The sequence below is a fragment of the Alkalithermobacter thermoalcaliphilus JW-YL-7 = DSM 7308 genome (assembly GCA_001584565.1).
In the GTDB taxonomy this organism is placed as follows: Bacteria; Bacillota; Clostridia; order Peptostreptococcales; family Peptostreptococcaceae; genus Alkalithermobacter; species Alkalithermobacter thermoalcaliphilus.
In genome coordinates, this window is sequence record LSFY01000001.1 from 1,551,977 (window position 1) to 1,571,157 (window position 19,181).

General features: G+C 30.0%; 24 protein-coding genes. 1 reads left to right on the top strand and 23 read right to left on the bottom strand.

The annotated features are described in order from the left end of the window. Positions 1–2 precede the first annotated feature (2 nt). The 10 genes from JWYL7_RS08005 to JWYL7_RS08050 form a co-directional block, all read right to left on the bottom strand. A complete protein-coding gene (locus JWYL7_RS08005; RefSeq protein WP_066071482.1) occupies positions 3–752 on the bottom strand; it encodes a WecB/TagA/CpsF family glycosyltransferase in 750 nt (249 codons plus the stop codon). 66 nt (positions 753–818) lie between these two features. Then, positions 819–3,017, bottom strand: coding sequence for a glycosyltransferase (locus JWYL7_RS08010; RefSeq protein ID WP_066071485.1), 2,199 nt, complete (start codon positions 3,015–3,017; stop codon positions 819–821). After that, positions 2,992–4,227, bottom strand: coding sequence for an O-antigen ligase family protein (locus tag JWYL7_RS08015; protein ID WP_066071488.1), 1,236 nt, complete (start codon positions 4,225–4,227; stop codon positions 2,992–2,994). The genes JWYL7_RS08010 and JWYL7_RS08015 overlap by 26 nt, the downstream gene beginning before the upstream one ends. A gap of 213 nt (positions 4,228–4,440) precedes the next feature. Next, the gene (locus JWYL7_RS08020) at positions 4,441–4,821 is read right to left on the bottom strand and encodes a type II toxin-antitoxin system PemK/MazF family toxin (protein WP_066071490.1); all 381 of its coding nucleotides are present in this window, start codon (positions 4,819–4,821) and stop codon (positions 4,441–4,443) included. Further along, positions 4,793–5,074, bottom strand: a complete 282-nt coding sequence (locus tag JWYL7_RS08025) for a CopG family ribbon-helix-helix protein (RefSeq protein ID WP_066071493.1) — start codon at positions 5,072–5,074, stop codon at positions 4,793–4,795. Before JWYL7_RS08025 ends, JWYL7_RS08020 begins: the two co-directional genes overlap by 29 nt. Positions 5,075–5,104: 30 nt before the next feature. Then, positions 5,105–6,253 (bottom strand): alanine racemase, encoded by a 1,149-nt coding sequence (alr, locus tag JWYL7_RS08030; RefSeq protein WP_066071496.1) that lies wholly within the window; start codon positions 6,251–6,253, stop codon positions 5,105–5,107. 11 nt (positions 6,254–6,264) lie between these two features. Next, positions 6,265–6,840 (bottom strand): germination lipoprotein GerS, encoded by a 576-nt coding sequence (gerS, locus tag JWYL7_RS08035; protein WP_066071499.1) that lies wholly within the window; start codon positions 6,838–6,840, stop codon positions 6,265–6,267. Between the two features lie 12 nt (positions 6,841–6,852). After that, positions 6,853–7,314, bottom strand: coding sequence for a CBS domain-containing protein (locus tag JWYL7_RS08040; RefSeq protein ID WP_066071502.1), 462 nt, complete (start codon positions 7,312–7,314; stop codon positions 6,853–6,855). Beyond that, complete coding sequence (gene acpS, locus JWYL7_RS08045; RefSeq protein WP_066071505.1) at positions 7,295–7,690, bottom strand: holo-ACP synthase; 396 nt, start codon at positions 7,688–7,690, stop codon at positions 7,295–7,297. The genes JWYL7_RS08040 and acpS overlap by 20 nt, the downstream gene beginning before the upstream one ends. A gap of 16 nt (positions 7,691–7,706) precedes the next feature. Then, positions 7,707–8,327 (bottom strand): hypothetical protein, encoded by a 621-nt coding sequence (locus tag JWYL7_RS08050; RefSeq protein WP_149683712.1) that lies wholly within the window; start codon positions 8,325–8,327, stop codon positions 7,707–7,709. A 124-nt stretch (positions 8,328–8,451) separates the two neighbouring features. On the opposite strand from JWYL7_RS08050, the gene JWYL7_RS08055 reads away from it, so the two are divergent. Beyond that, positions 8,452–9,375, top strand: a complete 924-nt coding sequence (locus JWYL7_RS08055) for a hypothetical protein (RefSeq protein WP_066071512.1) — start codon at positions 8,452–8,454, stop codon at positions 9,373–9,375. 13 nt (positions 9,376–9,388) lie between these two features. Here JWYL7_RS08055 and atpC read toward each other — a convergent pair whose 3' ends face one another. The 13 genes from atpC to JWYL7_RS08120 all read right to left on the bottom strand — a co-directional run bounded on the left by atpC (position 9,389) and on the right by JWYL7_RS08120 (position 19,127). Beyond that, complete coding sequence (gene atpC, locus JWYL7_RS08060; protein ID WP_066071517.1) at positions 9,389–9,652, bottom strand: ATP synthase F1 subunit epsilon; 264 nt, start codon at positions 9,650–9,652, stop codon at positions 9,389–9,391. Between the two features lie 3 nt (positions 9,653–9,655). Next, positions 9,656–11,053: a F0F1 ATP synthase subunit beta gene (atpD, locus tag JWYL7_RS08065; RefSeq protein WP_066071521.1), complete on the bottom strand. Its 1,398-nt coding sequence runs from the start codon at positions 11,051–11,053 to the stop codon at positions 9,656–9,658. Positions 11,054–11,065: 12 nt separating this feature from the next. Then, positions 11,066–11,917, bottom strand: a complete 852-nt coding sequence (atpG, locus tag JWYL7_RS08070; RefSeq protein ID WP_066071524.1) for an ATP synthase F1 subunit gamma — start codon at positions 11,915–11,917, stop codon at positions 11,066–11,068. A gap of 23 nt (positions 11,918–11,940) precedes the next feature. Then, positions 11,941–13,455, bottom strand: coding sequence for a F0F1 ATP synthase subunit alpha (atpA, locus tag JWYL7_RS08075; RefSeq protein WP_066071528.1), 1,515 nt, complete (start codon positions 13,453–13,455; stop codon positions 11,941–11,943). A gap of 18 nt (positions 13,456–13,473) precedes the next feature. Further along, a complete protein-coding gene (locus JWYL7_RS08080) occupies positions 13,474–14,016 on the bottom strand; it encodes a F0F1 ATP synthase subunit delta (RefSeq protein WP_066071530.1) in 543 nt (180 codons plus the stop codon). Then, a complete protein-coding gene (locus tag JWYL7_RS08085) occupies positions 14,004–14,513 on the bottom strand; it encodes a F0F1 ATP synthase subunit B (protein WP_066071533.1) in 510 nt (169 codons plus the stop codon). Before JWYL7_RS08085 ends, JWYL7_RS08080 begins: the two co-directional genes overlap by 13 nt. Before the next feature lie 68 nt (positions 14,514–14,581). Next, a complete protein-coding gene (gene atpE, locus JWYL7_RS08090; protein WP_066071536.1) occupies positions 14,582–14,836 on the bottom strand; it encodes an ATP synthase F0 subunit C in 255 nt (84 codons plus the stop codon). 46 nt (positions 14,837–14,882) lie between these two features. Further along, on the bottom strand, positions 14,883–15,581 hold the full coding sequence (gene atpB, locus JWYL7_RS08095) for a F0F1 ATP synthase subunit A (protein ID WP_066071539.1): 699 nt from the start codon (positions 15,579–15,581) through the stop codon (positions 14,883–14,885). 22 nt (positions 15,582–15,603) lie between these two features. After that, a complete protein-coding gene (locus JWYL7_RS08100; protein WP_066071545.1) occupies positions 15,604–15,978 on the bottom strand; it encodes an ATP synthase subunit I in 375 nt (124 codons plus the stop codon). Between the two features lie 4 nt (positions 15,979–15,982). Beyond that, complete coding sequence (locus JWYL7_RS08105; RefSeq protein ID WP_066071546.1) at positions 15,983–16,213, bottom strand: AtpZ/AtpI family protein; 231 nt, start codon at positions 16,211–16,213, stop codon at positions 15,983–15,985. A 234-nt stretch (positions 16,214–16,447) separates the two neighbouring features. Further along, positions 16,448–17,566 carry a non-hydrolyzing UDP-N-acetylglucosamine 2-epimerase gene (gene wecB / locus JWYL7_RS08110; protein WP_066071551.1) on the bottom strand — a complete coding sequence of 373 codons (1,119 nt, stop codon included), beginning with the start codon at positions 17,564–17,566 and terminating at the stop codon, positions 16,448–16,450. A 10-nt stretch (positions 17,567–17,576) separates the two neighbouring features. Then, positions 17,577–18,632 carry a glycosyltransferase family 4 protein gene (locus tag JWYL7_RS08115; protein WP_066071553.1) on the bottom strand — a complete coding sequence of 352 codons (1,056 nt, stop codon included), beginning with the start codon at positions 18,630–18,632 and terminating at the stop codon, positions 17,577–17,579. Positions 18,633–18,680: 48 nt separating this feature from the next. Beyond that, complete coding sequence (locus JWYL7_RS08120; protein WP_066071556.1) at positions 18,681–19,127, bottom strand: deoxycytidylate deaminase; 447 nt, start codon at positions 19,125–19,127, stop codon at positions 18,681–18,683. Positions 19,128–19,181: the final 54 nt, after the last annotated feature.

Here is a 19,181-nt window from a genome sequence, read left to right on the forward strand (position 1 = left end):
TTCTAATTTTCTCCTCTTTTTATAACTTCTATAACAAATTTAGGTAAAGCCATCATTCTTTTATATCTCCAAGGTTCTTTAATTAACCTATAAAGCCACTCTAATCCTAAATTTTGATATATTTTAGGTGCCCTTTTGACTTTTCCTGCGTATACATCAACGCTTCCGCCTACGCCCATAAATATTTTTGCATCGATTTCATTTTTATATCTTTGTATCCATATCTCTTGCTTTGGAGCTCCAAATGCAACAAATAATATGTCTGGTTTTAAGCTATTTATTAGCTGTATAACCTTTTTCTCTTGTGGATGATTTTCTATTCCCATATGATAGCCCTTAAAATATCCGTGGTGAACGCCTTTTACTTTTATATTAGGATATTTTTTTAGTATATTTTGTGCACACTTTTGAGAAATACCATCTTGAGCACCTAGTATAAATATAGATTTATTATTTTCGTTTGCATAATTTAAAATACTTTCCATAAGGTCTATTCCTGTAACTCTTTCTAAAAGAGGCTTTTTTATCACCCTTGAAGCAAGCACAAGTCCTATTCCATCTGGAATTACTAAGTCTGCTTGTTTTAAAGCATTTGCAAGATTCTTATTGCTTTGACACTGCATTATTATTTCGCTGTTTGGTGTATAAATTACACATTTTTTGCCTTTTTCTAAAAACTTTACTGCTCTGTCTAGGGCATCTTTTTCACTTACTTTATCGATTTCAATTCCTAAAATACGTATCTTTTCCAAAATAACACCCCTTATAAGCCTATATACTAGGGTATATTATATCACTATAATATAATTTTAAAAGCATTATTTTAAAACCTGAGTGTATATATCTATATTGTCTTTTACCATTTTTTCAACAGAATACATATCTTTTATGATTTGTCTTGACCAAAGTCCTATTTGTAATCTTTTATCATTATCTTTTAGTATATCTAAGATATCTTTTTTTAAGACTTTTTTATCTGTTTTTTTCTCGCCTCTACATGTAAAGTTGCTTTCTATAGCACTATCAAGTTTTTGTTTGTCTAAAACACCTATATAACCTTCATTTCCTGCAAGTATAACACATTTTTGTGCAGACATAGCTTCAAGTGCTGATCTACTTACCCCTATAAATACATCTGCTATAGCTACAAATTTATTTACATCACTTCTAGCACCAGCTAATTTTATAACTTCTCTTCCTAAAGACTTATTTATATTTTCTACTTTTTCCTTTAATTTATCAAATACATTGCCTGATCCTACTATTATAATTTCTAAATTATTAATTTCACAGCTTAACTCCTTCGCTATATCTACAAGATCAAATGCAACATCTGCTCTATCTTTATCTAATCTGCTTATATAAACAATTTTTATGCTATCTTTCTTTAAATTGAACTCATTTATTATATCACTAGTATCAATATCACTTGAAAATTTATCTGTATCTATTCCATTTATCGTAACTTTTATATCCTTTTCATTTATATTGTAATTGTCGATTAAATACCTTTTTATATCTTCACTGACAGCTATAGTTTTTTGACCCCAGTTTGTTATATATTTTAATCCATATTTTGTTGTAAATACCCAGTGTGCAGTTGTGACAAAAGGAAAATTCATTTTTTTATGTAAAATTCCACATATAAACCCTGGAATTCTAGCATGAGCGTGAACTAAATCTATTTTTTCTTTTTTTATAATTTTTTTGAGCAGTATATATGACTTTATCATATTAATAGGATTTTTATTGTGAAGTGGAACATTATAATGCTTTATAAAACTTTCCTTAAGTTCTTTTTCATAAACTCCCCCATTTGATACTACAATTACATCAAATCCTTCTTTTTTAAGTCCTTTTGCAAGCTCTACAACATGAGTTTCAGCTCCACCTATGTTAAGCCCCATAAGAGCCAAAAGTATTTTTCTATTCATATAGATACCCTCTACTTTTCTTACCATATTATCTAATGTGAAAAATTTTTTCATGAATTCATATCCATTTTGTCCCATATATTTCCTTAAGTTTTCGTCCTTAGCTAACTTTTTCATAGACTCTGCAAGTTTTTGAGGATTTTCTTTTGGCACTAAATATCCATTGTATCCATCTTTTATAACTTCTTTGATTCCTCCTACATCAGTTCCTATAGAAGGTTTTTTTATGCTCATTCCTTCTATCAATGAAAAACACAACGCTTCAGATATAGACGAAATTACATTTATATCTATGATATTAAAAATTTTTTCTACATTTTTTATATAACCTGTAAATATTATATTATTTTCTATTTTAAGCTGTTTTACAAGATCCTTTAATTCTTCTTCTCTTGATCCTGTCCCAACTATCAAAAACTTTACATTTTTATATTCTTTTAGTACATACGCTGCTGCCTTTATAAAATATTCGTGTCCCTTTACTTTTTCAAGTCTTGCTACTATACCTATAACTATGTCTTTTTCACAAATTCCAAACATTTGTCTAATCTTTTGCTTTTCTTCATATGAAATCTGTTTTATCTCATCTACTCCATTATAAACTATATTTATATTATCTTTACAAACACCTGATAAAATCAAATTTTCTTTTACAGCATTAGATACTGCTATTACTGAAGTGCTTGTATACTTGTTTATTATGCTTTTTATTTTTTTTCTAATCAAAATTTTTTCTTCAATATCTATACAGTGCTTTGTATATATTATTTTTTTAACTCCTGATATTTTAGCAGCTATCCTAGCTGAAAAACTTGCATGTGTATGAACTATATAAGGCTTTTCTTTTTTAAATAAATCATATAAAAATTTGACTGATTTTATATCAAATGAGTTATCACTCATTCCAGGTATTTTTATAGTTTCTATCCCCAAATCGTCTAAATAGTCTATAAGCATACTTTCTTTTGGCAAAGCTACTTTTACTAAAAACTTTCCTTTATCTATTCCTTTTAAAAGATTTATAAGCCATATACCAGCTCCACCTATATTAGTATCACTAATTACATGTATTACCTTTATCATTGTTTACACTCTCCAAAGTTTCATTTGATAATCTTTGTGATATAACTCCCAGTGACAATAAAACCCAAAATATAAAGCTAACTCTATGATTATACCATATATTATCAACAAATCCTTGAAATAAAAATCCTGCAACTCCTGAGGATATACCTATAATTAATTTAGATAAATTTTTATCTTTTTTGTTTATACAATTTAGCATTTCTTTATAAAAAAGCGCAATTATACCTATAAATGAAATTAAACCTACAATACCTAATTCTATTAATATTTGAATATAAACATTGTGAGCATGAAGCACATAAACTCCTTTTGCTGCATAAAGAGGATATACTTTTGTGAAAGTATCTATCCCCATACCGATTCCTGATATCCAATAATCTTTTGCCATATTTAAGCTTGAAGTCCATACTAAAACTCTATAAGACGAAGATGTCTCACTTATATTTCCTATACTTAAAAACCTATTTAATATAGAACCTGGCAATATAAATGGCAATATTAAAATCATTAGACCCACTATTAACAACATTCTCTTATTTATCAAAACAGCAAAAACTAAAGTAGCTAACAACAGCCCTAGCCATGCTCCTCTTGAGTAAGTATATAAAAGGCATAAAGTCATGGAAAGTGCAACTACTATAACACCTATTTTATAAGTAATTTTTTCATAATGCCAAAATAAAGATACTGTTACCGGAATTAATAAAACTAGGTATTCACCCAATACATTAGGATTTTTAAATGTTGAATATACTCTTGTTTGTATATCAGAAAACATTTCCTTATCTACCCAAGATTCAGGAGTATATACCCCTGCAATTTTTTGATATATTCCATATAAAGATACTATAAGTGCGCTAATAACTAGGACTTTAACAATTAAATATAGAGTCTTTTCAGTTTTAATTTCATTTACACACATAAAATAAAAACCTATAATGCAAAAATACATAACTGCTACTTGAAGACTTGATATTATATTCTTAGACATAGCTGTACTAAAAATAATGCTTATGCAAAATAAAAGTAAAATCTTATCTAGAAATGTTTTTTCAAAATTAAAATCTTTATCATATATTTTCTTTCCTATAAAACAAGATAAATTAAGTATCATAAGCAACGTAAGTATACTCGTAGAAACAAAAGGAGCTATAAATACAGCAATAAGTATACCTATTTTGTGTATATTTATTTTGTTATTCGACATACTTTTTTCTCCTTGCTAGTTATTTTTTGTTTTTAGTCATATTTCCCCGGAAATAATAAATTTTTGTAGAACAAAACAACATAAAAAAGGTCTTCTTCAAATAATTAATAAAGAAGACTTTTTTGAAACACATTACGGAAATTATGACTTTCTCGCAATTTATTAAAGCTTATAATTTCCTATGTGTTATAAAAAATGCGAGCTTTTAACTCGCTAAATTTCTATAAGGCCTAAACTTATCTGTATTGCCTGATCTACTTTTTCCATTTTTTCTTCATCAAAATGGCCTATTTTTTCCCTTAGCCTCTTTTTGTCTATTGTTCTTATTTGTTCAAGCAAGACTACAGAATCTTTATTCAGTCCATATTCATTGGCTTTTATCTCTATGTGAATAGGCAGTTTAGCTTTATTTATCTGAGAGGTTATAGCCGCCACTATAACAGTAGGGCTATATTTATTACCTATATCATTTTGAATTACAAGAACCGGTCTTACTCCACCCTGCTCAGATCCAACAACAGGACTTAAGTCAGCGTAGAATATATCTCCTCTTTTAACTTCATTATTATTCACCTTCTGCCATCTTCCCTTCATATCCTTCTAAGGAAGATACATCCATACTAAGCCCCATCTCTGCTAAAGCCAGGTTTATAACTCCCATTTCTCTATATCCTTTTATCATAGTCTCTCTTGTTTCAACTTTTCTTTTTTCTCTTAAATATAATTTCATAGCTTCCTTGATAAATTCAGATCTATTTTTATTTTCTACTTCTATTATTCTATCTATTTCCTGAAGTAAAGAGTTAGGTAAACTTACTAGTATCTTTTTTTGATTAGAATTAGCCACAAAATCGCCTCCCAGAGTCTACTTACCATTTTATTTTAACAAATAATCTAAAATATGTAAAACCCTATTTCCTTCCAAATATACTCTCGGGACTCTTCTTGACACCATACATAGAAGTTCATAGTTTATTGTTTTAAGTATTTTCCCAAATCTTTCTATTCTTAAATCTTCATCTTCTCCAAATATCAAAACCTCATCTCCAACTTTAATATTTGCATTATTTACCTGTATCATACATTGATCCATGCAAATTCTTCCTACTACAGGGAATTTTTTCCCATTTATTTTTACATCAGCACTTAAGCTTAGCATTCTAGTAAATCCATCAGCATATCCAATAGGCAAAGTAGCTATTTTTTCATTTTCACTTGTTACATATGCATGACCATATCCAACCCCTCTTTTGCTGTCTAATACCTTTATATTAGATACCTTTGTTTTTAGAGACATAACAGGTTTTAGGTCAATTTTTTCTTTGTTAACATCTTCTGATGGATAATGTCCATATAATATAATTCCTGGCCTTACCATATCTAAGTGATATTGTGGCAAATCTATGAGTGCAGCACTATTTGCTGCATGTTTTATAGGAATTTTTATGTTCTTTTCTTTTAATTTATCTATTATGTACATAAATTCTTCAAATTGACTATGAGTAAAAGTTTTATCTATCTCATCAGCTCTAGCAAAATGAGTATATATTCCAACTATATTTATTTCTGGAAGGCTATATATTTTTTCTATAATTTCTACAGTTTCATTATTTGCCTTAAATCCAAGTCGAGACATGCCTGTATCTATTTTTATATGTATGTTGCATTTTTTATTTAGATTCTTTGCTAGCTTGCTTATGTTTTTAGCCATATTATAAGAATAAACAGTTATATCTATATCTTGATTTAGTGCTATTTGTATATCAGTCTCATTTATATATCCTAGACATAGTATGGGTATGGTTATGTGGTTTAATCTAAGCTCTAATGCCTCCTCAAGTGTAGCAACTGCTAGATAATCAACTCCTTCTTCTACTAATACCTTTGCTATGTATACTGATCCGTGTCCATAAGCATTAGCTTTAACAACTCCACATATTTTTGTATCTTCCTTGACTAATTTTTTTATATTTCTATAATTTTCCCTAAGGTTACTTATATTAATCTCCGCCCAAGTTGGTCTCAAAGTTAGCCCCCCTAATTTACATTGTACTTAAATTCTCTATAAATTACGGAAAATCTTACTTTTCCATTGTAGTCTAAAATCTCCATTTTATGAGGTTTTAGTGTTTGTTTGTCTACATAAAGTCTAGAAGAATGAAAATAAATTGACTTACTCGGTATTATTGTATCTAGTATTAAAAAATTCGAGTTTGAGCTTATCTTGAGCTGTTCATTTTCAAGTATATTTTTTATAAAATCTCCTATAAATAAGTATTTGTTTTCTTTTGAAGTATGAATAAATTTATATTCATCTGGGATATTAGGGTTTTTTACTATAACCTTATCATTTTGATATACAGTAACTTTTCCTTTTAAATTTTCTGGCTCTAAAACCTCTAACTTATAATAATCGGGTGCTTTAAAGCTGTGAATTACTGTATAACTACTAGGGGATCTATTTCCTACAACTGTAATATCAGCTATACACGTATAAGAGTTTATACTTGATATTTTCTTATGTAATTTGTAATACAGTTCTTCATCAGTGGATTCTCTGCATCCTGTGATAAAAAGTATTATCATCAGAAAGCAAAATATCCATTTTTTCACATCATCCCTCCTTTATCTACTAAACATAGATTTGATAATATCATATCTACATATTATCCCTTTTAATGTTTTTGTATCATCAACTACTGGAACTCTGTTTATAGATTTTTCTATCATAAGGTTTGCTACATATTCTAAATCGTCTTTTTCATTTACAGTAAGCACATCCGAAGACATTATATCTTCTGCCTTATATGCTGCTACTCTTTTTATATCTTCCTCCATTTCTTTTATACTGTCTAAAAATACTACCCCCTGTAATATTGTTATGAAAGAAGGAACCTTTATATTCTTTTCTTTTTTAACTATATCTGTTTCTGATACAACTCCTACAACTTTATTTTCATCATCTACTACAACAACTCCACTAATTCTTTTTTCGATAAGTATTTTAGCTATATCTTCTATAGGTGTGTCTTTTTTTACTGTTATAACCTCACTAGTCATTATATCTTTAGCCTTCACTTGTATCATCTCCTTTTTTTATTAAAATCGCATTGGCAACAGCATACTTTTTGCTATGCGATATAGATACCATGATTTTGTATATTTTTGAATTTTTAGATAATTCATATAAATTATTATACACCTTTACCTCAGGTTTTCCAAGATTGTCTCTTAATATTTCTATATCCTTAAACTTAAAATTTCTAACTCCTGTACCAAAAGCCTTTGATACAGCCTCTTTTGCAGCAAAATTACCTGCTATTGTATCTATTTTAAAATTTTTTGACTTAAAATAATCTATTTCTCTATCTGTAAATATTCTGCTCAAAAATTTGCTGTTTTTTTCAATTGCTTTTTCTATTCTTTCTATTTCTACTATATCTATACCTATTCCAAAAATCATTTTCTCCTCCAATACTTTATTTTAATAACTCTTTGTCTAGCTTTTCTATTTCTTCATAACCTAAAAGAGAATGAAGAAAATGGTATGTAACATTTACTTTCTTTTCTATATCTTCCTTTTCTTGTCTTGATTTGTTTAGTTTTTCTCTAAGTTCAGATATAGTTTTTTCTATTTCTTTTAATCTTTTTTCTCCACTATTTATTTGACTGTACGAAAACTTTATTGTCTCTTCTAAAAGCAAAACATTTTTTTCTTTTATTTCTTTTGATGTATCTTCTATCTCCTGTAAACTTTTTTCTATTTTTTCATTTAAAATATTAATTTCATCTTTTAGTTTATCCAATTCTTTTTCAGCTTCCTCACTGCTATTTATATTTAGCTGATCTGATATATATACTATTTTTGCCATACATTTTCTTTTTAAAGACTGAAGTTTAGTTGTTTCACTTTCTAAACTTTTCTTTTTTCTCGAAAGATCTTTAAGTTTATGATAAATTTCTTGCATTTGATTATTGTTTCCACAATTAAATAATTTTTTCCATGAATCATTTTCTATTAGTAAAGGTATTTTTCTTTTTTTTATTATATCTTCTTGTAAGTTTAACTGCGTATCTTTTTTAAGGAAAAACACATTCATCAACCTTTCTATCTAAATTAGTCATAAAGTATATATCGTCAATTTAAAAAATTATTTTATCTATAATTACATATGTTGAATTTTTTATTACTGTTTGGAAAAAATACAGATATGAGGTGATATTATGAAAAAAATAGCTGCTTTGCTATTGTGCATAGTTTTGCTGTCAGGATGCCAACAAAATAATGAGAAAAAAGATGATTCTCTTCCAAAACAACCCGAAGAAATTCAGGCTCTATCTAATGACTTGCTTATATTAATGGGAAAAATAGACTTAATTCCTAGTACTAATATGGCAATTTCTGAAAAGAAAAAAAATGATCTAATAGCTCAAAACAAAGAAAAAGAAATATCCGATTTAAGTAATGACAGACTTTCAGAAGAAGATAGAAAAAAGCATGAAGAAGAGAAAATAAAGGTTTCAATTTCTTCTTTTACTCTTGAAAATTCAATAATTTATGAACTACTCAAAAAAGAGAACATAAAAAGAGTCAACGATCTAGATAAAAAGGATCTGCCATTTACAATTGAACAAGCTTGGCTAGATATAAAAAGAGATGTTGTAGATATTCATGGAAGTTGGAACGAAGTTAAAGCAAAACTTGATTCTGTATCGATCGAAGATAGTATAATAGAAAATTTTGAAAACAATTTAGCTTCTCTTACAAAATCTGTAGATGAAATGAAAGTTTTAGACTCTTTAGTATATATTAATAATTTAACTAAATATATAGCTGACTTTAATATTCACTACAAAAGCCTTGTAAATCCTCATATAGAAAGAATGAAATATTCTATTAGAAAGGCAGTTCTTTTATCTCATCTAGGACGATTTGATGAAGCGCTTCAAACTCTTGAAAATGTATCTGATGATTTAAACAAGGTTAGCCAAGCTATTCAAAAAGAAGATAAAGATGCTTTCTTAAAAATAAAATATTCAATAGAGGACCTTAAAAAAGCTGTTCAATCTCAAGATCTGAAAATGATAAATATAAAAGCTCCTATAGTTATAGACAACTTAAATCAAGTAAAAACAATAAAGGACTAATTAAATTAGTCCTTTATTCATTCCATGATGCAAAATCAGTTACTATAGTAGTTTTTTCTTTATCTACAGATATAAACCCTCCATCTATAGATGCGTTTTTGAATTCTCCATTTCTTTTTATCTTTAGTAACCCCTTAGACAAAGGAGCAACGTAGTTTATGTGGTTTTTCATTATACCAACATCTCCTTCTGTTGTTCTAACTACAACCATTTCTACTTCTCCTTCGAAAAATTTGCTTTCAGGAGTTACCACTTCTAGGTTGAATAGGGATGCCATAATCTACTCTCCCTTCTTCGCCTTTTCTACTGCCTCATCAATAGTTCCAACATATAAGAATGCAGACTCTGGTAAATCATCATGTTTTCCTTCAAGAATTTCTCTAAATCCTCTTATAGTTTCTTTTAATGGTACATATTTTCCTGCCATTCCTGTAAACTGTTCTGCAACGCTAAATGGTTGAGATAAGAATCTTTGGATTTTTCTAGCTCTAGCAACTATTAATTTATCTTCATCTGAAAGTTCATCCATACCAAGTATAGCTATTATATCTTGAAGTTCTTTATATCTTTGAAGAACCGACTGAACTCCACGGGCAACTTCATAATGTTCTCTTCCAACTATATTTGGATCTAGTATTCTTGATGTAGAATCTAGCGGATCAACTGCTGGATATATACCAAGCGCTGCTATTTGTCTTGATAAAACTGTTGTTGCATCAAGGTGAGCGAAAGTTGTAGCTGGCGCTGGGTCAGTTAAGTCGTCAGCTGGAACGTATACTGCTTGAACTGAAGTTATAGATCCCTTTTTAGTAGATGTAATTCTCTCTTGTAAAGCACCCATTTCTGTAGCTAATGTAGGCTGATAACCAACCGCTGATGGCATACGTCCAAGAAGTGCTGAAACTTCAGAACCTGCTTGAGTAAATCTGAATATATTATCTATGAATAATAATACGTCTTGCCCTTCTTGATCTCTAAAATATTCTGCCATTGTAAGACCAGTTAACGCAACTCTCATTCTAGCTCCTGGTGGCTCATTCATTTGTCCATAAACAAGAGTTGTTTTGTCTATAACTCCCGAATCTATCATCTCGTGATAAAGGTCATTTCCTTCTCTTGTTCTTTCTCCAACTCCTGAGAATACTGAAAGACCTCCATGCTCTTTAGCTATGTTGTTTATAAGCTCCATTATAAGAACTGTTTTTCCAACACCTGCTCCTCCAAATAGACCTATCTTTCCTCCCTTTGCATAAGGAGCTATAAGGTCTACTACCTTTATTCCTGTTTCAAGAATTTCTGTAGCTGTTTCTTGGTCTTCAAATGAAGGTGCTGGTCTATGTATTGGAAGTTTCGGAGCATCTTCAACTTCAGGCTTGTTATCAACAGGATCTCCTAATACATTGAATATTCTTCCAAGTGTTTTTCTTCCAACTGGAACAGATATAGCATTTCCTGTATCTATAGCATCTATACCTCTTACAAGTCCATCAGTTGAACTCATAGCTATACATCTTACTGTATCATCACCTATATGCTGAGCTACCTCTGCAACTATTTTTCTTCCTTCGTGATATATCTCTATTGCATTAAGTAGATTAGGTAAATTATCTGAACTAAATTTAATGTCTAGTACTGGCCCAATTATCTGAACCACTTTACCAACATTTTTATCTGGCATTTTCATACCTCCTTATTTTAAGGCCTCTGCTCCTGCAACTATCTCAGATATTTCTTGTGTTATAGAGGACTGTCTTGCCCTATTGTAGCTAAGTTCTAACTTGCTTATCATTTCATCAGCATTATCAGAAGCAGACTCCATAGCTGTTCTTCTAGCTGCCTGCTCTGAAGCAAATGATTCAACAATTCCTCCATATATAGTTCCTGCTACAAACTTTGGAACTATATAATCTAAAACAGCTTCTGCAGAAGGCTCATACTCTATAATTTCTCTTTTCTCGTTTTCGTCTTCTTTATCAAAAGAAATAGGAAGAACCTTAAGTACTTTTGGTTCTTGTATTAAAGTAGATTTAAATTCAGTATAAACTAAATATACTTCATCTACTTCATTTTTCATATATGCATCTATACAAACCTGAGCAATTTCCTTAGCATTAGAAAAGTCCATATTTTCAATACCTGAAAACTTACCTAGTATGTCATAATTTCTCTTTTGGAAAAAGTCTATAGATTTTTTTCCTACAGGGACTACTTTTTCTTTTTTACCTTCCATACTAGATAGTGTAGTTTTTATGACGTTTGAATTGTATCCACCTGCTAAACCTCTATCTCCTGCTATAACAATAAAAGCCTTACTTTTTACATCTTTTCTTTCAAGAAATGTAGATGAAACACCTCTAGTATTTTGAGCAATCTTTTTTATAGTATTATATAAAGTTAAAAAGTAAGGTCTTGACTTTTCAGCCTGTTCTTTTGCTCTTCTTAATTTTGCAGAAGATACAAGTTCCATAGCTTTAGTTATTTGCTTTGTGTTGTTGATACTTTTCATACGCCTTTTTATATCTTTCATTCCAACGCCTGCCATAATATCACCTCCTGTAAAGAGGACTACTCTTCAACTACGAACTTAGTTTTAAATTCCTCTATGGCATTTTTTAAAGCTTCTTCATTTTCTTTAGTTAGATCCTTTGTTTCTAATATATTTTTACCTATTTGAGGATGGATATCGTCCATAAATTTAAAGAATTCATCTTCAAATCTTTTGATTTGTTCTACTGGTATATCTTTTAAATATCCATTTGTAACAGCATATATTATCATTACTTGCTTTTCAACATCTACTGGTTTAGTTTCAGCTTGCTTTAAAACTTCAACTATTCTTTCTCCTTGAGCAAGTCTTTCTCTAGTATCTTTATCTAGATCTGAACCAAACTGAGCAAACGCTTGAAGCTCTCTATATTGAGCATATCCTAACTTTAATGTTCCTGCTACTTTTTTCATAGCTTTTATTTGAGCGTTACCCCCAACCCTTGATACAGAAATACCAGGGTTAACAGCAGGTCTAACACCTGAGTAGAAAAGCTCAGATTCTAGGAATATCTGTCCATCTGTTATAGATATAACGTTAGTTGGAATATAAGCAGAAACGTCCCCAGCTTGAGTTTCTATTATAGGAAGTGCCGTTAATGATCCACCACCTAAATCATCAGATAGTTTAGCTGCTCTTTCTAAAAGTCTTGAATGCAGATAGAATACATCTCCTGGATATGCTTCACGTCCAGGTGGTCTTCTTAAAAGTAATGACATTGCACGATAAGCAACAGCATGTTTAGATAAATCATCATATATTATAAGTACATGTTTTCCTTGATGCATAAATTCTTCTCCCATAGCACATCCACTATAAGGAGCCATATATTGAAGTGGTGCAAGTTCTGATGCAGTAGCTGAAACTACTATAGTGTAATCCATAGCACCATATTTTTCTAATCTATCAACTATTTGTGCAACTGTTGAACGCTTCTGTCCTATAGCTACATATATACAAATAACATCCTTACCTTTTTGATTTATTATAGTATCTATTGCTATAGAAGTTTTTCCTGTCTGTCTATCTCCAATTATAAGCTCCCTTTGACCTCTTCCTATTGGTATCATAGAATCTATAGCTTTAATACCTGTTTGAAGCGGCTCATGAACTGATTTTCTTTCGATTATACCAGGAGCTTGTGTTTCTATTGGTCTAAATTTATCAGCTTTTATAGGGCCTTTTCCATCTATAGGCTGTCCTAAAGCGTTTACAACCCTTCCTAAAAGAGCATCTCCAACAGGAACCTCTACTATTCTTCCTGTTCTCTTAACCGTATCTCCTTCTTTTATATTTTCATCAGAACCTAATAAAACAGCTCCGACAAAATCTTCTTCAAGGTTTAGAGCCATTCCATAAATTTCACCTGGAAACTCTAAAAGCTCTCCTGCCATACACTTTTCAAGTCCATGAATTCTAGCTATACCATCTCCTACTTGAATAACCGTACCAACATCTTTAAGTTCTATCTTGCTTTCATATCTTTTAATTTGCTCTTTTATAATAGAACTAATTTCTTCTGGTCTTAAATTCATGGGTTTCACCGCCTTTCACTAAGCAATTATTTGATGTAACTGTTTTTTTAGTTTTTCTAACTTAGTTTTAACTGTTCCATCTATCTCTTCATTTCCCATCTTAACAAGTACTCCACCTAAAACAGTAGGATCTACTTGATTTTTAACCTTTACATTCTTTTTAGTTTTTTCACAAAGCTTATATGTAAGCTCTTTTAAGCTTTCCTCACTCATAGGAACAGCAGTTATTGCAATTGCTTGTATTTCATTTTTATTTTCATTTAATAACTGCTTGTATATATCTACAATTTCCCTTATAATCGAGATTCTATCTTTATCTATAAGCACTTTTAAAAAGTTTACTATTTCTAAGGAAGCTTTGTCTTTATAGATATTTTCTATTAATTCCTTTTTTTCTTGTTTTGATAAAATTGGTGTTTTTAGCATTTTAAAAAACTTTTCATTTTCTTCAAAATTTGATGATATTATCTTAAGTTCTTCATAAAACATTTCTTCTTTGTTAAGCTCTACACCAACCTCAAATATAGCACTAGCATATCTTGTAGCAACTAATTTTGCCATGTAGCTTCCCCTACCTCTTTAATAAAATCACTAATTAACTTCTCGTGCTTATTTTTATCTATATCAGCTTCTATAACTTTAGAAGCTGCTAAAATAGCTATATTAGAGATTTCATCTTTAAGCTCATTTACAACTTTTTGCTTTTCTCTTTCTATCTCAATATGAGCTTTTTCCATAAGCCTATTAGCTTCATTTTGTGCATTTTTAATGATTTCATCTGCTCTCATTTCAGCTTTTCTAGAAGCTTCTTTTATAATTTCTTGTCCTTCTTCTTTTGAAGCATTGATCTTTGCTTCATACTCTGCTTTTAAAGCATAAGCCTCTTTTTTTGTTTCTTCAGCCTCTTTTATAGAGTTTGCTATACTTTCTTGTCTATCATTCATAAACTTAGTTACTGGTTTAAATAGTAGTTTTTTTAGTATTAAATACATCACTATAGTATTTACAATTTGAAAAACTACCCCCCAGTCTAGAGATATAAAGCTCGCAAACTGCATCTTAATCCTCCCTTCTGCTAATCCTTTTTTAAATCATAATTTAGGAGATGAAGATCATCTCCTAAAAATTATAGTAAGTTAAGTAGTGGATTAGCAAATAAAAGTATAAGAGCAACAACTAGAGCATATATACCTGTAGACTCTGCAACAGCTGCTCCTAAAAGCATAGTTCTTAATATATCTCCTTGTGCTTCTGGTTGTTTTCCTACTGCTTCTGCACCTTTACCTGCTGCAAATCCCTGTCCTATTCCAGGTCCTATACCTGCTATCATTGCAAGTCCTGCTCCTATAGCTGAAGCTGCTAATATTAACGCTCTTTCCATAAAAAATTCCTCCTTTTTGTCTTTAAACTATTTTTATGTAATTGTTTTAATCCATAGCCATAGAAATAAATACCATAGTAAGCATTACGAATATAAATGCTTGCAACACTCCTGTAAACAAGTCAAAGTATATATGAAGTACTGCTGGTATACCTACTTGAAGAATAGGTATTGAAATTCCTATAAATCTTGTAGTTAAAAATGATAAAAATCCATATAAAAGAGTTGTTATAACCATACCCCCAGCTATATTACCAAATAAACGGAAGCTAAGGGATATAGGGTTTGCAAGCTCCCCTATTACATTAAGTGGAAGTAAAAATGGTAGAGGATCTAAAAATCCTTTTAAATATCCTTTTAGTCCCTTAACTCTTATACCATTAAATTGAACAAGTATAAATGTTATAAGAGCCATACCTACAGTTGTATTAAGGTCTGCTGTTGGTGGTCTAATTCCTAAAAGGCCTACAAGGTTTGCACATATCAAAAATAAAAATATACTTCCTATATATGGTGCAAATCCTACTTTATCTTCTCCCATAGTTTGTTTTACTAGTTTGTTGACTGCATCCACTATTAACTCTACAAAATTTTGAAGTCCTTTAGGAAGTTTTTCAAAGTTTCTTGTCCCAAAATACGCAAAACATGATAAAAGCAGTATTATGAGCCAAGTAGTTGTAATGGTCTCAGTTACTGGTATTCCTCCTAAGACAGGAATTGTAAACATTATCCTAGGACCGTTCATATTATTCCTCCTTTCTTTAAATTTATTTAAGATAAGGTTTTCTTTGAGTTATAACAAATACACTTAGTTTTGGCATTAATAAACCTAAGATAGTTCCCAATAAACTTATATGCTGTGCTTTTATAGATATTAAAATAATTATACTTGTTATAATCATTCTTATTATATACCTTGTAAATACATATATTTGGGCACTGCTTTCATCCATAAAAATTGCCTTTTCAAGTGCTATAGAAATGAGCCTAAAATTTAACAAAGAAAACAAGCTTCCAAACATTAATCCGTATAAAAATTCTAATGAAAATTTATGGAGTATTAAAACAATTAAAATGGCTATTATATTCAATGAAAAAACAGTTTTAGCAACTTTCACAAAAACATCAAACGTTTCTTTCAAAAGCTCACTTCCCTTTTTTCTTATCTCTTAATGCTATCTTGTATAAATTTATAAAAGCTGATATAACTCCTAATACTATAAATATAAATAAAAACAAAGGTGATAAGTTTAAACGCTCGTCTATATAATTGCCTATAAGAACGCAAACTATTATAGGAGTTACCATAGATATTCCTATCTGAGATAATAAGCTTAAATTTTGGAGAGAATCTATCCACTTACTTTTTTTACTCATAATAATATTCTCCATTCAATTTTATTAACCTTCATTTTTTTCTAAATTTTTTATAAATTCAGATTTGTTTTATTTTTGCTAAATGTTTGTTAATTTTATGTTATTCCGTCTTAAAATTAAAGGCTCATATTTAGAGCCCATTAATATATTACTATGTATACTCAGATAATTTTATCATTATGAATATTATGTATCAATTTTATTTTACACTATTCGACATATTTTGTACATAGATTATTTTTGAAAAAATTGTAATATATGATCAGCTATTCTTTTACTGCTTTTTCCATCTCCATATGGATTTATTGCTCTTGCCATTTTTTCATACTCTTTTTTATCATTTATAAGCTCGTTAGCTATTTGGAATATGTTATCTTCCTCTATTCCTGCTATTTTTACTGTTTTAGCTTTGACAGCTTCAGGCCTTTCAGTTTCTGTTCTTAAAACCACAACTGGTTTTCCAAGTCCTGGTGCTTCTTCTTGTATTCCTCCTGAATCTGTAAGTATAAGATATGATTTATTTATTAAATTCGCAAAAGGCTCATAATCAAGAGGTTCTATTAAATTTACATTTTCTAAATCTTTTAATATATTAGTAGCCACTTCTCTTATTACAGGGTTCATATGCATTGGAAATATTACTTGTATATCTTTATTAGAAATTGCTAGTCTTTTTACAGCTTTAAATATATTTTCCATAGGCCTTCCCCAGTTTTCTCTTCTATGGCAAGTTAAAAGAACTACTTTTTTATTTTCAAAATCTATGTTATCTAGCTCATTTGAAAATTTATAGTCATTTTTTACAACCGATAAAAGTGCATCTATTACTGTATTCCCTGTTACAAATATATTTTTTTCTTCTACATTTTCTCTTAAAAGATTTTCTTTATTTCCATTTGTTGGAGCAAAATGAAGCGTTGCTAGCTTACTTGTAAGTCTTCTATTCATCTCCTCTGGATACGGAGAATACATATTGTCACTTCTAAGCCCTGCTTCTACATGCCCTATAGGAATTTTATTGTAAAATGCAGCTAACGCTCCTGCAAAAGTTGTAGTAGTATCGCCGTGAACTAAAACTATATCTACATTTTCAGTTTTTAAAATATCTTCAACTCCCTTTAATACCTTATTTGTTATATCTGTTATACTTTGCCCGTGCTTCATTATATTAAGATCATATTTAGGAGTTATATCAAATAAATCTAATACTGTATCTAGCATTTGTCTGTGCTGAGCTGTAACGCAAACTATACTTTCAAATTCTTGTCTTTTTTCAAATTCTTTCACAAGCGGAGCCATTTTTATAGCTTCAGGTCTTGTACCAAATATTGTCATGACTCTTATTTTATTCATAGTTTCACCTCTATTTTATTACCTTGCTATCTTTAACAGAGCTATCATCTAGTGATAGTAAATCTAATTTTGTTATTCCATAATATATAAATACAATATTTAAAGAAAGTACAAGTATAGATTCAAATACATCTGATCTACTCAAAATCAAAGCAGATATACATAAAAACGAACTAATACAGTAAAGTATTAAAACAGTCTGTCTTTGAGATAATCCTTTGCTTAAAAGTCTATGGTGAAGATGTCCCTTATCAGCCTGCATTATAGGTTTTCCGTTTAATAAACGTCTTACTATGGCAAATGTTGTATCAAATATAGGAAGTCCTAAAGCTAATACAGGAATAATAACTGCAAGTGCTGTAGCTGATTTTATAACAGCATCTATAGCAATTACAGAAAGTATATATCCTAAAAATAAAGAACCTGTATCTCCCATAAATATTTTTGCAGGATTAAAATTGTAAGGTAAAAATCCTAAAGCAGCACCAGTTAAACCCATAAGCAGTATAGCTGATATTTCTTGATTGTTTACATATGCAATAAACGCAAGCGTTATAGATGCTATTGCACTTACACCTGCAGCTAGTCCATCTAAACCATCTATTAAATTTACTGTATTTGTAATACCAACTATCCAAATTATAGTAATAGGTATGCTCAAAACTCCTAGGGCAATAAGATTTGACTCTATTCCAAAAGGATTTGTTACCCACGATATCCTAATTCCTGAAAAAATAGCTATCAAAGCTGCTAGTATCTGTCCTGTAAGTTTTGCTTTAGGATTTATTTCTTTTATATCGTCTATTACTCCTAAAAGTACAATTAACATAGAGCCTAAAAACATTCCTAAAATTTTTGAATTAAAGCTTCCTATGTAAAAGTAAGCCGATAAAAATCCTAAAAATATACTTATTCCTCCAAGTCTAGGTATTGGAGTTTTGTGAACCCTTCTATTGTCTTTTGGTACATCTATAGCTCCTAATTTATGTGCAAGCTTTATAGCTAGTGGAGTGAAAAAGTATGATATTCCAAACGCAGTGATTAAAGCTAATATTAAATTAATCATAATATCCACCTCTAAGTTTAATTATCCCTAAAATTTTAACACTTTAAATTACTCTGTGTCAATGCAACAAAGCTCTACATTAGCCTCTTTAAGTAAATTTATAGACATATCATCTGGATAATCTCCTTTAAATACTATTCTCTCAATTCCTGCATTTATACACATTTTTGCACATAAACTACAAGGTCTTGTCGTTGTATATAAGGTAGCTCCCTTAACGCTAACTCCATTATATGCAGCTTGTATTATAGCATTTTGCTCTGCGTGAAGAGCTCTACAAAGTTCATGCCTTTGTCCTGATGGAATATTCAATCTTTCTCTTTCACACCCTAACTGTTCACAATGCTTAAGATTTTTAGGAGCTCCATTGTATCCAGTTGAAAGTATTTGTTTATCTTTTACTATAACAGCTCCTATGCTTCTTCTAAGACATGTAGATCTTTTCTTTACTATTTGTGCAATTTCCATAAAATATTCATCCCAAGACGGTCTCACAGTATTCACCCCCATAACAATTATAGCATTCATTTCCGCTAAAGGAAACGAATG

Coding starts and splice junctions, on each gene's coding strand:
- atpE (WP_066071536.1), bottom strand. CDS start 14,836: ATGGAAAGAGCGTTAATATTAGCAGCTTCAGCTATAGGAGCAGGACTT.
- JWYL7_RS08020 (WP_066071490.1), bottom strand. CDS start 4,821: ATGAAGGGAAGATGGCAGAAGGTGAATAATAATGAAGTTAAAAGAGGA.
- JWYL7_RS08010 (WP_066071485.1), bottom strand. CDS start 3,017: ATGATAAAGGTAATACATGTAATTAGTGATACTAATATAGGTGGAGCT.
- JWYL7_RS08080 (WP_066071530.1), bottom strand. CDS start 14,016: ATGGCAAAATTAGTTGCTACAAGATATGCTAGTGCTATATTTGAGGTT.
- JWYL7_RS08055 (WP_066071512.1), top strand. CDS start 8,452: ATGAAAAAAATAGCTGCTTTGCTATTGTGCATAGTTTTGCTGTCAGGA.
- JWYL7_RS08105 (WP_066071546.1), bottom strand. CDS start 16,213: ATGAGTAAAAAAAGTAAGTGGATAGATTCTCTCCAAAATTTAAGCTTA.
- JWYL7_RS08115 (WP_066071553.1), bottom strand. CDS start 18,632: ATGATTAATTTAATATTAGCTTTAATCACTGCGTTTGGAATATCATAC.
- atpB (WP_066071539.1), bottom strand. CDS start 15,581: ATGAACGGTCCTAGGATAATGTTTACAATTCCTGTCTTAGGAGGAATA.
- atpA (WP_066071528.1), bottom strand. CDS start 13,455: ATGAATTTAAGACCAGAAGAAATTAGTTCTATTATAAAAGAGCAAATT.
- JWYL7_RS08015 (WP_066071488.1), bottom strand. CDS start 4,227: ATGTCGAATAACAAAATAAATATACACAAAATAGGTATACTTATTGCT.
- atpC (WP_066071517.1), bottom strand. CDS start 9,652: ATGGCATCCCTATTCAACCTAGAAGTGGTAACTCCTGAAAGCAAATTT.
- JWYL7_RS08050 (WP_149683712.1), bottom strand. CDS start 8,327: ATGAATGTGTTTTTCCTTAAAAAAGATACGCAGTTAAACTTACAAGAA.
- wecB (WP_066071551.1), bottom strand. CDS start 17,566: ATGAATAAAATAAGAGTCATGACAATATTTGGTACAAGACCTGAAGCT.
- JWYL7_RS08085 (WP_066071533.1), bottom strand. CDS start 14,513: ATGCAGTTTGCGAGCTTTATATCTCTAGACTGGGGGGTAGTTTTTCAA.
- atpD (WP_066071521.1), bottom strand. CDS start 11,053: ATGCCAGATAAAAATGTTGGTAAAGTGGTTCAGATAATTGGGCCAGTA.
- JWYL7_RS08040 (WP_066071502.1), bottom strand. CDS start 7,314: ATGATACAAGTGAAGGCTAAAGATATAATGACTAGTGAGGTTATAACA.
- acpS (WP_066071505.1), bottom strand. CDS start 7,690: ATGATTTTTGGAATAGGTATAGATATAGTAGAAATAGAAAGAATAGAA.
- atpG (WP_066071524.1), bottom strand. CDS start 11,917: ATGGCAGGCGTTGGAATGAAAGATATAAAAAGGCGTATGAAAAGTATC.